General features: G+C 65.6%; 14 protein-coding genes. 1 reads left to right on the forward strand and 13 read right to left on the reverse strand.

The window, feature by feature from the left end; translation table 11 throughout:
* Genes fliJ through fliF form a run of 5 tightly spaced genes read right to left on the reverse strand, consistent with a single transcriptional unit; the run spans position 1 to position 5,452 of the window.
* Positions 1-456 carry a flagellar export protein FliJ gene (gene fliJ / locus ACX12D_RS33565; RefSeq protein WP_174425237.1) on the reverse strand — a complete coding sequence of 152 codons (456 nt, stop codon included), beginning with the start codon at positions 454-456 and terminating at the stop codon, positions 1-3.
* The gene (gene fliI / locus ACX12D_RS33570) at positions 449-1,996 is read right to left on the reverse strand and encodes a flagellar protein export ATPase FliI (protein WP_441640321.1); all 1,548 of its coding nucleotides are present in this window, start codon (positions 1,994-1,996) and stop codon (positions 449-451) included. Before fliI ends, fliJ begins: the two co-directional genes overlap by 8 nt.
* Positions 1,917-2,774: a flagellar assembly protein FliH gene (gene fliH, locus ACX12D_RS33575; RefSeq protein ID WP_441640320.1), complete on the reverse strand. Its 858-nt coding sequence runs from the start codon at positions 2,772-2,774 to the stop codon at positions 1,917-1,919. The genes fliI and fliH overlap by 80 nt, the downstream gene beginning before the upstream one ends.
* Positions 2,761-3,753 carry a flagellar motor switch protein FliG gene (gene fliG / locus ACX12D_RS33580; RefSeq protein ID WP_441640319.1) on the reverse strand — a complete coding sequence of 331 codons (993 nt, stop codon included), beginning with the start codon at positions 3,751-3,753 and terminating at the stop codon, positions 2,761-2,763. The genes fliH and fliG overlap by 14 nt, the downstream gene beginning before the upstream one ends.
* Entirely contained in the window at positions 3,743-5,452 is a 1,710-nt protein-coding gene (gene fliF / locus ACX12D_RS33585) for a flagellar basal-body MS-ring/collar protein FliF (RefSeq protein ID WP_459375245.1), read from the reverse strand. Before fliF ends, fliG begins: the two co-directional genes overlap by 11 nt.
* Before the next feature lie 510 nt (positions 5,453-5,962).
* Between fliF and fliE the strand changes: the two genes are divergently transcribed.
* A complete protein-coding gene (fliE, locus tag ACX12D_RS33590) occupies positions 5,963-6,283 on the forward strand; it encodes a flagellar hook-basal body complex protein FliE (protein ID WP_043353483.1) in 321 nt (106 codons plus the stop codon).
* Positions 6,284-6,754: 471 nt separating this feature from the next.
* On the opposite strand, the gene ACX12D_RS33595 is transcribed toward fliE, so the two are convergent.
* The 8 genes from ACX12D_RS33595 to ACX12D_RS33630 are packed head-to-tail and all read right to left on the reverse strand — an operon-like array spanning position 6,755 to position 15,029.
* Positions 6,755-7,402, reverse strand: coding sequence for an LbetaH domain-containing protein (locus tag ACX12D_RS33595; protein ID WP_459375246.1), 648 nt, complete (start codon positions 7,400-7,402; stop codon positions 6,755-6,757).
* Positions 7,399-8,046, reverse strand: a complete 648-nt coding sequence (locus ACX12D_RS33600; RefSeq protein ID WP_459375247.1) for a GNAT family N-acetyltransferase — start codon at positions 8,044-8,046, stop codon at positions 7,399-7,401. Before ACX12D_RS33600 ends, ACX12D_RS33595 begins: the two co-directional genes overlap by 4 nt.
* Before the next feature lies 1 nt (position 8,047).
* The gene (locus tag ACX12D_RS33605; RefSeq protein ID WP_183033372.1) at positions 8,048-9,178 is read right to left on the reverse strand and encodes a DegT/DnrJ/EryC1/StrS family aminotransferase; all 1,131 of its coding nucleotides are present in this window, start codon (positions 9,176-9,178) and stop codon (positions 8,048-8,050) included.
* The gene (rfbC, locus tag ACX12D_RS33610) at positions 9,175-9,729 is read right to left on the reverse strand and encodes a dTDP-4-dehydrorhamnose 3,5-epimerase (RefSeq protein ID WP_459375248.1); all 555 of its coding nucleotides are present in this window, start codon (positions 9,727-9,729) and stop codon (positions 9,175-9,177) included. The genes ACX12D_RS33605 and rfbC overlap by 4 nt, the downstream gene beginning before the upstream one ends.
* Positions 9,726-10,973, reverse strand: a complete 1,248-nt coding sequence (locus tag ACX12D_RS33615) for a methyltransferase domain-containing protein (protein ID WP_459375249.1) — start codon at positions 10,971-10,973, stop codon at positions 9,726-9,728. Before ACX12D_RS33615 ends, rfbC begins: the two co-directional genes overlap by 4 nt.
* Positions 10,970-12,034 (reverse strand): CDP-glucose 4,6-dehydratase, encoded by a 1,065-nt coding sequence (gene rfbG / locus ACX12D_RS33620; protein ID WP_459375250.1) that lies wholly within the window; start codon positions 12,032-12,034, stop codon positions 10,970-10,972. The genes ACX12D_RS33615 and rfbG overlap by 4 nt, the downstream gene beginning before the upstream one ends.
* The gene (gene rfbF / locus ACX12D_RS33625; protein ID WP_416051752.1) at positions 12,034-12,807 is read right to left on the reverse strand and encodes a glucose-1-phosphate cytidylyltransferase; all 774 of its coding nucleotides are present in this window, start codon (positions 12,805-12,807) and stop codon (positions 12,034-12,036) included. The genes rfbG and rfbF overlap by 1 nt, the downstream gene beginning before the upstream one ends.
* Positions 12,804-15,029: an O-linked N-acetylglucosamine transferase, SPINDLY family protein gene (locus tag ACX12D_RS33630; RefSeq protein WP_459375251.1), complete on the reverse strand. Its 2,226-nt coding sequence runs from the start codon at positions 15,027-15,029 to the stop codon at positions 12,804-12,806. The genes rfbF and ACX12D_RS33630 overlap by 4 nt, the downstream gene beginning before the upstream one ends.
* Positions 15,030-15,085 lie beyond the last annotated feature (56 nt).

Here is a 15,085-nt window from a genome sequence, read left to right on the forward strand (position 1 = left end):
TTAGCGGTGGCGGCCTGCAACTTGCAGGCGGGCGGCGCGGGCTGCGTATTCGTCGGTGTCGCGTTGCTCGCGGCGCGTGCTGGCAATCTGCTCGCGCGTATCCGCGCGGGTAATGAGCGTGTCGAAGGAACTCTGGCGGCGCTTTTGCTGCTGCCAGTTGGCGCGCCCGGCGAGCAACTGGGCTTCGGCCCGCGCCAGCGCTTCGGTCTGCTGGCGGATGGCGGTATCGAGCGAGGCCAGGAACTGCGCAAAGTCCTGCCAGCGGGTGGAAGTCATGCCGTCCTGCGCGATGGCTTGCATGCGCTCGCGGTATTCCTGCCGGTACTGCGTGAGCGCGGCCAGTTGCTGCTCCGCCTGGTTGCGCAGGCCTTGCAGCCGGCCCAGCTCGCGCGCGGCGGCATCCGTATCGTTCTGGGCCAGGTCGGCCAAGGTATTCAATGCAGATGGCTTAGCCATGTTCACTCCGTTGGAAGAGACTATGCAACTGGCCGATCGAGGCGTCATAGCCGGCGCGCTCATGGATGTCTTGCTGCAGGAAGGCCTCCATCTGCGGATGCAGGTGGATGGCCAGGTCCAGCTCCGGATCGTTGCCCGGCACGTACGCGCCCACGCTGATCAGGTCGCGGTTGCGCTGGTAGCGCGACATCAATTGCTTGAAGCGCCGCACCGAGGCGAACTGCGGCGGCTCGATCAGCGCCGTCATGGCCCGGCTGATCGAGGCTTCCACGTCGATGGCGGGGTAGTGGCCGGATTCCGCCAGGCTGCGCGAGAGCACGATGTGGCCGTCGAGGATGGCGCGCGCGGAATCCGCGATCGGGTCCTGCTGGTCGTCGCCTTCGGTCAGCACGGTGTAGAAGGCCGTGATCGAGCCGCCGCCTTCGGCGCCGTTGCCGGTGCGTTCCACCAGCGTGGGGAGCTTGGCGAACACCGAGGGCGGATAGCCCTTGGTCGCGGGCGGCTCGCCGATGGCCAGGGCGATCTCGCGCTGGGCCATGGCGTAACGCGTGAGCGAGTCCATGATCAGCAGCACGTGGCGGCCCTGGTCGCGGAAGTACTCGGCCAGGCGCGTGGCATAGGAGGCGCCCTGCATGCGCAGCAGCGGCGAGGTGTCGGCAGGCGCCGCTACCACCACGGAGCGCGCGCGCCCTTCCGGGCCCAGGATGTTCTCGATGAAGTCTTTCACTTCGCGGCCGCGCTCGCCGATCAGGCCGACCACGATCACTTCCGCGCTGGTGTAGCGCGCCATCATGCCCAGCAACACGCTCTTGCCCACGCCGGAGCCGGCGAACAGGCCCATGCGCTGGCCGCGGCCCACGGTGAGCATGCCGTTGATGGCACGCACGCCCACGTCGAGCACGGTCTCGATAGGCGCGCGCGACAGCGGGTTGATCTGCGTGCCGCCGAGCGTGACTTCGGTGGCAGCGGTGATGGGGCCCAGGCCGTCCAGCGGACGTCCGGCGGCATCGAGCACGCGCCCGAGCAGGCCTTCGCCCACCGGCAGGCGCTTCGAGCCCGGCTCACGCGGGGTGGTGTCGCCGCTGGGCAGCGGCGTGGGTTCGAGCGGGTAGACGCGCGCGCCGGGCACCAGGCCCACCACGTCGGATTGCGGCATCAGGTAGAGCCGGTCGGCGCCGAAGCCGACGACTTCCGCCTCGGCCAGGCGCGGACCGGTGCTCTTGCCGTGCAGCTGGCCGCCCGGCAGCTCGATCAGGCAATCGCTGCCGACCGGCAGGCGCAGGCCCACGGCTTCCAGTACAAGGCCGGCGGCGCGGGTCAGGCGGCCGCAGCTGCGCTTGCTGTCGATCTCGGCAATGCCGGCCGAGGCCGCGGTGAGCGCATCGCGCCAGCGCTGGCCATGCAGGCCGGCGGTGAAATCCGGATTCACCGAGGCGTTGGCCGAGGTATTGGCCGAGGTATCAGGCATGCGGCGGCTCCCACGGGTCGTCACGGCCGAGCGCCTTGACCACGCGGCTCCAGCGCGTGGACAGCGTGGCATCGAGCTCGCCGCTGGCGGCGCTTGCCACGCAGCCGCCGCGCGCGATGGCCGGGTCGGCGCGCACGCTCCAGCCGGCGGCCTGGAGTTCGCCCGTCAGGTGGGTTTCCACCAGCGTGACATCTTCGGGATTGAGCAGCAGGCAGGGCGAGCCGGACAGCGCCGGCTCGGCCGCGAGCAGTTCGCGCACCGCAGGAAGCAGCACGGCGGGATCGGCCTGCACGGCCTGCTGCACGAGCTGGCGCGCCACATCCAGCGCCAGTGAAATCAGGGTCTGGGCCACTTCTTCGTCAACGCGGCCAAGCGCGTGGCTGAAGGTGGCGGCCAGTTGCTGCAGGTGGGCGGCTTCGGTGCGTGCGCCTTCCAGGCCGCGCGCGTAGCCTTCGCGGTGGCCGTCGCCGTAGCCCTGGGTCTGGCCCTGGGTATAGCCCTGGGCGTAGCCTTCCTTGCGCGCGCCTTCACGCATGGCATCAAGCGCGGCAAAGTCGATGGGGGGCGGTGCAGGCTCCAGCGGCATGAACTCCGCCGGAGCGGGCGCGGCCTTGCGCGGATCCAGCGAGACCATCTGCCAGCGTTGCCAGCCGTTTTTCTGCGGGGCGCGGCCCGCCGGCGCGGTAAAGCTCTCGAAGCCGGCCTGCCGCGGCGCGCCGCGGTTGCCCGCTGCGCGGCCATCGCCGGCATCGCTGGCATGATCGCCGCGAAGCTCGCTGCGGCCATCGACAAAATCGCTGTCCGAGGCAAGGCCCCGGAACTGGCGCAGGGCACGTTCAGACGTAGGCATCGTCGCCACCACCGATTACAACTTCGCCGGCTTCGGCCAGGCGTCGTACCACCTGGAGGATGTTCTTCTGCTCGGCCTCGACTTGCGAGACCCGTACCGGGCCCAGCGCTTCGAGGTCTTCGCGCAGCATTTCGCCCGCGCGGGTCGACATGTTGCGGATGAACTTGTCGCGCAACTCCACCGGCGCACCCTTGAGCGCGACGATGAGCGATTCGGTGGCCACTTCCTTGAGCACGCGCTGGATGCCGCGATCGTCGACTTCCATCAGGTTCTCGAACAGGAACATCTCGTCGATGATCTTCTGTGCGAGGTCGCCGTCGTGCAGGCGCACGCCTTCGATCACCGCTTCTTCGTGGGCCGTGCTCATCAGGTTGATGATCTCGGCCGCCGTACGCACACCGCCCATGCGGCTGCGCTTGAGGCTCTGGCCCGCCAGCAGCTTGGTCAGCACGTCGGTCAGTTCCTGCAGGGCGCCAGGCTGCACGCCGCCGAAGGTGGCGATCCGCAGGATCACGTCCTGGCGCAGGCGCTCGGTGAACATGGCGATGATCTCGGACGACTTCTGCCGGTCCAGGTGGATCAGGATGGTGGCGATGATCTGCGGGTGTTCGTCGCGGATCAGCTCTGCCACCGAAGTGGAATCCATCCAGTTCAGCGAGTCGATGCCGGCGCCAGGGTCGCGGGACTCGAGGATGTCCTCGATCACCGATACCGCGCGCTCCTCGCCCAGCGCCTTGTTCAGCACGCTGCGGATAAAGGCGCTCGAATCCACATTCAGCGCGAGGTACTGCTCGGTCTCCGAGCGGAACTCGGCCAGCACGGCGGACATCTGCTCGCGCGTCACCGAGTTGAGCGTGGCCATGGCCGAGCCCAGGCTCTGCACTTCGCGGGGGCCAAGGTGTTTGAATACTTCTGCTGCGGCGTCTTCACCGAGCGACATCATCAGGATGGCGCTCTTCTGCAATCCTTCATCGGTCATCGCTAGCCATCCAGTTTTTGATCACACTAGCAACCAGGCGCGGGTCGCGCTGCGCGGCGTCACGCACCAGGGCGAGATCGCTTTCATATTTAGCGGCAAGCCGCAGGACTTCCGGATTTGCCAGCTCTTCAGGCGGCAACAGAATGGTTTCGTTGTCGGCCGACTTTTCCTGTGGCGGCGGCAGGGGTGGCGCGGTGTACTTGCGCAGCACCGGACGCGCCACCTTGAACCACACGAACAGCGCCAGCAGTGCCAGCAGCAGGTAGCCGGCGGCGGTCTTGGCCAGGGCGATCATGTCCGGCTGCTTCCACAGCGGCAGTTCCGGCTTGATGTCGTTGTCCACGGTGAACGGGCTGTTGACCACATTGAGCGAGTCGCCCCGGTCGGCCGAGAAGCCCATGGCTTCCTTGGTCAGGTTCTCGATCTGGGCGAGCTGCGCGGCGGGCAGGGCTTCAGACACCATCTTGCCGTTGGCGCCCGCCTTTTGACGGTAGTTGACCACCACGGCTACCGACAGGCGCTTCACGCCACCCGGTGCCTGCTGCACATGGCGCACGGTACGGTCGAGCTCGTAGTTGGTGGTGGAGTCGTGGCGGTTGCTGCTCGGGCCGGTCTGGGCCGTGGCGGTGGCGCCGCCCTGGGCCTGGCCAGCGGCCTGGCCTTGCTGGCCGGGCTGCTGCCCCGGCTGGTTCGGCTGGCCCGGGCGCGGCGGCTGGGCCGTGGTGATCGGGGCCGTGGCCGGTGCCGGCGGCTGGTTGGACAGCGCGCCAGGCACGCCGCCAACCGGCGCTGCGCCTTGCTGGCTCGACTCGCTCGATTGCTGGCTGCGAATGGCGGCGCGGGTTGGGTCCTGATTCGGCTTGTAGGACTCGTCCGTGTGCTCGACGATGGAGAAGTCCACGTCGGCGGTAACCTGCGCTTTGACGTTGTCCTGGCCGAGGATCGGCGCCAGGATGGCCTCCACGCGCTGCGCGTAGTTGCGCTCCAGCGCTTGCACGTACTTGATCTGGCCGGCGTCGAGCATGCGCTCGTTGGTGCCGCTGCCGGACAGCAGGTTGCCGTGCTGGTCGACGATGGAAATGGCCTTGGGCGTGAGTTCCGGCACGCTGGACGAAACCAGGTGGCCGATCGCGGCGACCTGGCCGTCGTCGATGGCACGGCCCGGGTAGAGTTGCAGCACGATCGAGGCGGTCGGCTTCTGGCGTTCGCGCACGAACAGCGTCGGCTTGGGAATGGCCAGGTGCACGCGCGCCGACTGCACCGCCGCAATCGATTCGATCGAGCGGGCCAGCTCGCCTTCCAGGCCGCGCTGGTAGTTGACCTGTTCGGCAAACTGGCTGATGCCGAACTTCTGCGTGTCCATCAGTTCCATGCCCGTGGTGCCGCTCTTGGGCAAGCCCTGCGAAGCCAGGCGCAGCCGCGTTTCGTGGACTTTCTCGGAGGGCACCATCACCGCACCGCCGCCTTCGGCGAACTTGTACGGCACGTTCATCTGCTGCAGGGAGGCGATGACGGCACCGCCGTCGCGCTCGGACAGATTGCTGTAGAGCACCTTGTAGTCCGGCGCACGCGACCAAAGCACACCCACCGCGATGGCCGCGGCGAGGGCCGCGCCGCCCAGCATCAGGGGCAGGCGCGGATTGGTCTTGAGTCGCTCGAACAGCTCGGACTTGTTCGACAGGGCTGCCACGGCGTTCATGCGCGCGCCCCCGTCACGGCCGGGCCGGCATGGGTCAGGATCGGCTGGGCCGGATGGCGGGCGCCGCTCTGGCTGCCCTGTCCACCCCGGCTGGCCTGGCTAACCCTGGCTTCGGCATGGCTAAGATCACGCTGCTGACAAAACACGCGTACTCCCCGCGATAGTTGATGAGATTCGGGTCCGGACCGGGCGCGCAAAGGAGAGCGGCACCCAGATTCGGCACGGTATCGATGATCATCCAAGGCGGGTGCCGACAATCCGGCGAATAGGCCTCGTTTTCCACCCGAATTCCCGCAATGGCCCGAGTGACGCCGCGAGTACGCTTCGGGGGCTGGCACAGGTGGCGCGCGCGGATGCGGTATTTGTGGCATAGGCGGCGCATTGCGCCAGGTTTGCCGGCAGCGGCCCGGGCGGGTGCCCGGCGCAACCCTTAATGACTCATTTTCGAACCGGTTTCCCCCGGGGCGGGCTTCGGCTGGCCAGGGCGGGGCGGGTTCCTAGCGGATCGCCATGACTACCATCTCTTCTATCGACGGCATGTTGCAGCAACTGCGCGGGCTGGCCCAGAGCGCCACCGGGCAGGAAAGCCAGGCTTCCGCCGTTTCCTCCGGCGGTTTTGCCGGCGAGCTCCAGCGTTCGCTGGCGCGCATCAGCAACGTGCAGGAGAAGGCTTATGGGCAGGCTGAGGCGTTTGAGCTTGGCAAGCCGGGTGTGTCGCTCAACGATGTGATGATCGATATGCAGAAGGCCAATGTTTCGTTTCAGACCGGGGTACAGGTTCGGAACCGGTTGACGGCGGCTTATCAGGAAATGATGAATATGACGGTTTGAGGGAGTGTTTTTGCCTGTGGCTGCTTAAAGTCAAAGGCAACTGCAGTTTCACCACCCCTGCGGGGCGGCGACCTACTTTTTTGTCTTGCCAAAAAAGTAGGCAAAAAAGGCGCGCCGGATGGGGCGACTACCCCCTCGGGCTTCGGCGAAAAGAGCGGCCGGGACCCAAACTCGCATCGCCTTAAGGCGATACTCAGACATGGGTCCCTCTTTTCCGCTCTTTTCGCCGAATCCCGAGGCGCCCCATACGGCCTAGGTAAACCTTCACGGCTCGCTTCGCATCGCGTGCGGGTGTCTCCCGCCTGACTGGCGGGAGACACGGCTACACCGATCGGTTGATCTTGCCGCTGGTTGGCTCCCCTCTCCCACTTGTGGGAGAGGGGCCGGGGGAGAGGGCGGGCGCTTGCCATGCCGCGATGCCTTCGTTACCGCTTGCGCTCCTTGTGGCCCGCGCTAGCAGGCCCCCGAAACTTACAGCCGGAAGTACTCTTCCGCCGCCGGTTCGCGCACTGGCTTGCAGACCAGGTCGCCGGCATGTCCGGCGTACACCAGGCAATCCCCCGGCGTATCGCGATTGATCACGCTGACCCCCTGCGCAATCACCGATCCATTGCCCACATGGCTGCGGCCGATGATGGCGGTATTGGGATACATCACCACGCCGTCTCCGATTACCGGGGCTGCGCCGTGGTTCTTGCCGACCGTGGAGTTCTGGTACAGCACCAGGTAATTGCCGTAGGTGGCTTTTGCCAGCACGATGCCGACCGAGTGCCCGATCAGGAAGACTTCGGGCATGATCACCTCGTAGAAGAGGTCCATCGCGTTGAGCGCCTTGTTCAGGCAGAACAGCTTGGTGCACGCGCGCGGGTCGCCGCCATCGCGCCAGATCGAGTTGGACAGGTAGTAGAGAAAGGTGGCGTACTGGCTGGAGTGCAGGTAGTCGAATTCACCTGGCCGCCACATCCGGACCGCGTCGACGCAACGGCCGGTCCTGGCGAGTGCCTCGTCCAGATAGCGTTCGAGCGCGGTCCGGTGATCCGCGCCATCCGGAAAAAAGCTGGCCAGCTGTGCTTGCACATAGCTGGCCAGTCCGGCCCGGTCGGTGCCGATGAGCTTCATGCCTGCTTGCGGTAGTTCATGTAGACCAGGGCGGCTTGCGGATCCTGCACGGCAGGGTCCTCGTACCAGCGCACCATGTCTTGCGATCTCTCCACATTCAGGGGGACTCGCTTTTCCTCGACGAAGCCGACCTTGCGATAGAACTCCAGCGCGCTATTGTCGGATCGCACCCTGACCGCGAGGTGGCGCAGGCCGAGCTGGTGCTCGGCCCAGTCCAGCATGGTGCGCAGGGCTTCCTTCATCAGCCCGCGCGGGGAGGCGCCACCGCTGACGATGGCATCCGCTTCACCGTAGCTGGTATCCCAGTCGATGAAATCGATGCCGACATGGCCAAGGGGCGTCCCGTCAAGGCTCTCCACCATGAACAACAGCTTCGCGGGGTTGGCGTGCACGTAGTCCACCAGCCACTGCTCGGTGCGTTTGGCATGCGCGGCGAACTCGGTCAGGAAGGACTTCACATGGCGATTGCGCCATTCGCTGAGCAATTCCAGGTCGGTCTGCGCGATGCAGCCGGGCCGGGTCGGAATGGGCCGCAAGACGGCCACGACCGGCCGGCCGACCGGGATGACCACGCCCACCTGGCTCGTCGCGGCGCTGGCTTTGATGCTGGCAATCAGCTCTTTGCCGGAGATGCGCGTGTCCATGTCAGCCCACCACTTTGTCAAAATAGCTACGCACCTTGGCTGCCACTTCGCGCACGATCGCCAGATCCATCTTGGAGTACAGCGGCAGCGACAGGATTTCCTTGCCAACACTGTTGGTGACCGACAGGTCGCCCGCCTTGCAGTCCTTCCACAGCGTGAACCAGTGGCCCGGCTGCCAGTGGATGCCGGTGTCAACGCCGTTCTCCTTGAGGTACGCGCGCAGATCGTCGCGATGGCCTTCGGGGACGCGGATGTAGTACAGGAACGGGTTCACATCTTCGAACTTCGACTTCGGCGTGCGCACCATGGGCACATCGGCCAGCAAGCGGCTGTACTCCACGCAGGCATCGCGGCGCGTCTTCGCGATGGTGCCGATCTTGCGCAACTGCGCCAGGCCGACGGCAGCATGCATATTGATCATGTGATAGCGGTAGCCAACGCGTTCCACGTCGAAGGTCCAGGCACGCTGGTTCTTGTACATCACGGCTGCCGGCTGTTGCATGCCGAGCAGGCGCAGCTCGTGCACCAGTTTCAGGTCCTCGGGCGTGCTGACCACGATGGTGCCGCCGTCCAGGCAGGTCACGGTCTTCACCGGATCATGGCTGAACACGCAGATATCGGAGAAGCTGCCGACCGGCTTGCCCTTGTACTTGGAGCCAAAGGAGTGCGCCGCATCGTGAATGACGCGCAGCTTGTGGCGCTTGGCGAACGCGGCCACTTCGTCGTGGTCGCACAGCAGGCAGTCGTAGTCCATCACGATGATGGCCTTGGTGCGCTCGGTGACCAGCTCTTCGGCGCGCTTGAGGTCGATGCACAGCGTGTCGTCTTCGCAGTCGCAGAACACGATCTCGGCGCCCACCTGCGTAATGACCTGGAAGTCCGCCGAACAGTTGAACGACGAAACGATGACCTCGTCGCCCGGGCCCACGCCGGCCACGAGCAGTGCCACGTGCAGGCCGGCCGTGCCGGTGCTGACGGCGGCTACGTATTTGTCTTCGGCGCCGATCAGCTTCTTGACTTCTTCCTCGAACGCGGACACGTAGCTGCCCATGCCGAGCCAGCCGAGCTCAAGGGCTTCGCGGCTCGCCTGGATTTCTTCTTCTTCGATCAGCGGTTTGAACATCGGAATCATGTCGGGTCTCCTGCGTTGGGTTGGTGTTGCCACAGTGGATGTTGTTGGTCGCGTGGAGAGAGGATGGGATTCTCCAGCGGCCAGGGAATATCGAAAGCGGGATCGTTCCACCGTACGCCCGCCGCGTGGGCGGCAGAGTAGGGCGTGGACATCTGGTAGAACATCTCGGTGTCGTCGCAAAGGGTCTGGAAGCCGTGCGCCACGCCTTGCGGCACGTACAGCATCGCGGCGTTGTCGCTGCTGAGCTCAAACGCCTGCCACTGGCCGAAGCCCGGCGTGCCTTCGCGAAGGTCCAGCAGCACGTCATGCACCTTGCCCCGGGTCACCCGGATCAGCTTGGCTTCCGCGTACGGTGCCGTCTGGTAGTGCATGCCACGCAGCGTCCCGCGCTGGCGGCTATAGGACACGTTGCACTGAACCAGGCGCGCATCCAGGCCCTGCTCGCGAAACGCCTGCTCGCACCAGGTGCGAGCAAAATGGCCGCGGTCATCGCGGAGCTGCTCGGGCTCGACCAGGAACACGCCAGGCATGCGGGCGGCAACGAACTTCATAGACTGCGCACCTCCGGGATCGGCACCAGGAACTTGCCGCCCCATTCGCGGATATGCGCCATCTGGCCCATGATCTCCTCGCGCAGATTCCAGGGCAGGATCAGCACGTAGTCAGGACGATCCGCGTCGATGGCTTCCGGCGCCAGCACCGGAATGCGCGAGCCTGGCAACAGCGTGCCTTGCTTGTGGGGATTCCGGTCCACGGTGTAGTCGATGAAATCGGTGCCGATGCCGCAATAGTTGAGCAAGGTGTTGCCTTTGGCCGGTGCGCCATAGCCAACTACGCGCTTGCCGGCGCGCCGCGCGGTCACGAGAAAGTCAAGCAGGCTGCGCTTGGTGGCGCGCACCGCTTCCGCAAAGGCCGTGTAAGGCGCGAGCGTGGTCAGGCCGGCGGCTTGCTCCGCCGCCAGGCATTGCGCGACCTGCGCTGTGACCGCGTGCGCGGCAGCCTGGTGACAGACAAAGAGGCGCAGGCTGCCGCCATGAGTGGGCAGGGTCTGCACGTCGAACACGCGCAAGCCCGCGCGAGCAAACACCGGCAGCAGCGCGCTTAGCGACAGGTAGGAGAAATGCTCGTGGTACAGCGTATCGAACTGCGTTTCGGCCATCAGGCGCAACAGGTGCGGGAACTCAAGGGTGATCACCCCTTCAGCCTTGAGGACGCGAGGCATGCCGCCAACAAAGTCATTGAGGTCAGGCACATGCGCCAGCACGTTGTTGCCAAGCAGGAGATCGACCTGCCAGCCCTCGTCGCGCAGCGACTGTGCGGTTTCGCGGCCAAAGAACACTTCGCGGCTGGCGACACCGCGTTCGCGCGCGGCCGCGGCGGTATTGCCCGTGGGCTCGATGCCCAGGCAATCGATGCCGGCCTGCACAAAGTACTGCAGCAGGTAGCCATCGTTGCTGGCGATCTCCATCACGCGGCTGTCCCCGCCCAGCGCGAAGCGCTTCGTCATGTCCTCGACGTAGCGGCGGGCGTGCTCCAGCCAGGAGGCGGAGAACGAAGAGAAGTAGGCGTAGTCGTCGTGAAAGTGGGCCTCCGCCCCCGTCACGTCGCCGAGCTGCACCAGCCAGCAGTGGTCGCAGACTAGCGCATGCAGGGGATAGAACATCTCGCCCTTGCCAGCGTCTTCGCGCTTGATGAAGGCGTTGGAGACCGGGGACAGTCCCAGATCGACGAAGGTGTGCACCAGCGGCGCGCCGCAGGCGCGGCAGTTACCGTGGTTGGGTGCGGCGTCTGTCATGAGCAGAATCGATCCAGTTGTTGTTCGGAGAGCCTGCGCGCCTGGTGTGGGTCGCGCTGGACCGTGCCATACCACTCGGCGGTAGCGGCCAGTGCCTCGTCAAGCGTCCAGCGCGGACGCCACGACAGCACTTGCCGGGCCTTGGCCGAATCGAGATACAGGTAGCGGGCCTCATGCGGCGCTTGCTCCCGGGCGGCCTCGTCGACCTCCCATTGCAAGGCTGGCCAGTGAGCCTGCAAACGCGTGAGGACCTCGGCCACAGGGAGGTTATCGGTAGCGGCGGGACCAAAGTTGAAGGCGTCGGCCAGTGCCTGTTCGCCTGCCCACAGGCGTTCGCCCAGCAGCAGGTATCCACGCAGCGACTCCAGCACGTGCTGCCAGGGACGGGTGGCTTCCGGGCTGCGGATGCGCAGCGGCTGCGCCGTCGCGGCGGCGCGCGCGGCATCCGCGATCAGGCGATCCATGGACCAGTCGCCGCCGCCGATCACGTTGCCGGCACGCGCGGTCGCCACCAGTACGCCGCTCCCGGCCAGGAAGGCCTGCCGGTAGCTCGCCGCCACGAGCTCCGCGCCGGCCTTGCTGGCACTGTAGGGATCGTGGCCGCCGAGCGGGTCGGTCTCGCGGTAGCCCCACAGCCATTCGCGGTTCTCATAGCTCTTGTCGGTGGTGACCACCACCACGGCGCGCACCGATGGGCAGGCCCTCACGGCCTCCAGCAGGTGCACGGTGCCCATCACATTGGTCGCCCACGTTTGCACCGGCTGATCGTAGCTGGCGCGTACCAGCGGCTGCGCGGCGAGGTGGAAGACGATTTCGGGCTGTGCCGCATGCAGCGCGGCGGTCAGGGCAGCCTGGTCGCGGACGTCGCCATGGTGGTGCGCGTGCATGCCAGCCTCGACATCGGCCAAGGTGAACAGCGCCGGGCTGGTGGCGCAGGGCAGTGCATAGCCGCTCACGCGCGCGCCCAGCCGGGTCAGCCACATCGCCATCCAGGCGCCTTTGAAGCCGGTATGGCCCGTCAGGAAGACAGAGCGCCCGGCGTAGCAGGACAGTGCATGCATTACCAGCATTTCCAGGGAGCTGAGCCGGACTGCCACATTTCTTCCAGCTGGGTCTTTTCGCGCAGCGTGTCCATGGGCTGCCAGAATCCGTCGTGCTCGTAGGCCAGGAGATGCCCCAGGCGCGCCAGTTCCTTCATCGGCGCTTGTTCCCAGGGGGTCTGGTCGTCGGCGATCAGGTCCAGCACCTCGCGCTCGAGCACGAAGAAGCCCCCGTTGATCCAGCCGCCATCGCCGCGCGGCTTCTCGGAAAAACCGGTGACCATGCCCTCATTGGTCCGCTCGAGTGCGCCATAGCGCCCGGGAGGTTGCACTGCGGCGACGGTTGCCCAGCGTCCATGGTTGCGGTGGAAAGCGATCTCCGCGCTCAGGTCGATGCTGGAGACACCGTCGCCGTAGGTGAAGCAGAACGACTCGCCAGGCGTGAGATAGTCGCGCACCCTGCGCAGCCGGCCGCCGGTTTGCGCATCTTCGCCGGTGTCGACCAGCGTGACCCGCCACGGCTCTGCCTTGCGGCAATGCACGTCCATGCGGTTCTCCGACATATCGAAGGTGACATCCGACATGTGCAGGAAGTAGTTGGCGAAGTACTCCTTGATGACGTAGCCCTTGTAGCCCAGGCAGATGATGAAATCATTGATGCCGTGCGCCGCGTACATCTTCATGATGTGCCACAGGATCGGCTTGCCGCCGATCTCGATCATCGGCTTGGGGCGCAGGTGCGATTCTTCGGAAATGCGGGTACCAAGCCCGCCCGCCAGGATGACGGCTTTCATGCGGCTTCCTCCAATACCTGGATGCCCAGGATTTCATGGGTCGTGGGTTTGCCCTGGCGCTCGATCAAGGCGAGATCCAGGCCGAACTGCTGCTGCAGGATGTCAGCCAGGGGGCTTTTATCGTGGCCGCCTTCGTCCATGCGTACGCTCAGCAGTCGATAGAGCGGCACGTGGTACGGGCGCAGGTTGATGCTCTCCATCAGCAGTTCGAGGGCGCGGTCGTGGTTGCCCAGGTGTTGCTGCATCTCGCCCAGCGCGAACGCGACCAGCCAGTGCTTGCTCCACTTTGCCGACATGTTCTCCAGCAGGCTGCTCAGCTCGATATGCCGCCCTTCTTCCAGCAGCAGGCCGATGGTCAGCACGAGTTCTTCCATGGAATGCCATGCGCCGGCGCAGAACACGCCATCCTGCGTGCGTGCCTCGAGATGGCTTACGTCGCGGTGCTGGCCAACCAGCGCTACCGCCTGGCTTTCGAACCAGCGCGCGAAGCCGGCGGCGTCGAAGATGGCGCTCTTCTCAAAGCGGTGCCGCATGCTCAGCCGCAGGGCATTGAGCTGGTCGAGGTTGCTGGCCAGGCTGGCCGCCACCGTGACGTAGGCTTCTTCGGTTTCGCAGATCAGCTCGTCCAGCCCCATGGCGTGCAGGAACGGCGCCGAAACGCGGGTGTGGAACGGGGCGCAGGCCAGCGTGACCACGGGCACGCCCATCCAGAGCGCGTCGCAGGTGGTATTGCCGCCGGTAACGGGGGAGGTATCCAGCACGATGTCGATATCGTGGTAGGTCAGGTATTGGTTCTTGCCTTCCCTCGGGATGCAGGTCACCCGCTGCGTATCGATTCCGGCCTGCTGCATGCGCTCCAGCAGCGGAATCCTTACCTCGTCCCGGTCGAGTTCCGCGGCTTCCACCAGCAGCCGGCTATCCGCGCAGCTTGCCAGGGTGGTGCTCCAGAGCCGCAGCGTGCGGTCCGTGATCTTGCCGAGGTTGTTGCAGGAACCAAAGGTGATGAAGCCGTTGCGGGCAGCAGGCGTTTCGCGTACCTGGTATTCGGGCTGGTAGGCCTTTAGCGGACTATTGATCATCGGGTAGTAGACCGCGAAGATGCCCGGCGCGCGCAACAGATTCTCCGTGTAGTGCGATTCGGCTCCCGCCGGGTCGCCGATCCAGTCCGTGATGCGATGGTGGATGGCTGGCATCCCGGTGCTGCCGGGATAACCCAGCCAGGTGAGCTGGACAGGGGCCAAGCCGTAGACCATGTAGTGCAAGGGCGAGGTGCCCGTGTAGCCGCCGAGATCGATCAACAGGTCGAGGTTTTCCTCGCGCACTGTCCGCACGACTTCGTTCTCCGCCATGTTGGCCACGTCGACGAAGCGATCGCAATACATGGCGATCTTCTGCGTGACGGTGTCCCGATAGGCGTGCAGGCCGAGCGCTACCACTTCGAATCGCGCCCGGTCCAGATTGGCGATGAAGGGAATCAGGATGTAGGCGCACGCGTGGCGGAACAGGTCATTCGAAAGAATACCAACGCGAATGCGCTCGGACGCCGGCCTCTGTTGCACATGCAGCAGAGGCAGTCGCTTGCTAGCAAGCGACTGCGCGAAGCTGCCGGCCTCCTTCAGCAGGTCGCCGGCGCTCGTCTTCTCGCCGAACAGCAAGAGGAACAGCAGATTGGAGCGGATGCTCTTGTTGCCCGGGTCAAGGGCCGCGGCCTTCCTGAGTACCGAGATCGCGTCTTCCGCGAATCCCGTGTCTTTCAGGTCGTTGGCGTAATTTGCCAGGATCGCGGGATTGTTGGGGGCGATCTCGAGCGCTTTGAGCGACGCGTGCTTGGCGTCCGCGTGCAGGGCCAGCTTCTGCAGGACGATGGCATAGTTGGCCCAGGCCGCCAGGCTGCCCGGGTGCGCGGCGACGCAGTCCCGCAGCATGATGCGGGCTGGCTCGAGCTTGCCCATCGTGCACATGATGCGGGCGACCGTGGCGATCATGTCAGGCTGGTTCGGGTGCGCCTTCAACCCGTCCTGCGCGATGCGGTAAGCCTGCTCGATCTGCTGAAGGCCGAGCGTGGCTACGGCGCGCAAGTAGTAGGCCAGGTAGAGGCCGGGGGCCAGCTTCCCGGCCTTCTCCGCATGTTCGATGGCCTCATGGTACCGGCCGGCGAAGTAGCTGGCCTCGGCCTTCTTGATGTACCGATCCGCTTTGGAGCTGGCTGCGTTGTTCTTCATTCTGGATGGGCTAGTTTGTCAGGCGAGGCGGCGCGCGGCCAGGGCTTGCGCGGCAG

The sequence above is a fragment of the Cupriavidus sp. PET2-C1 genome, assembly GCF_054515855.1.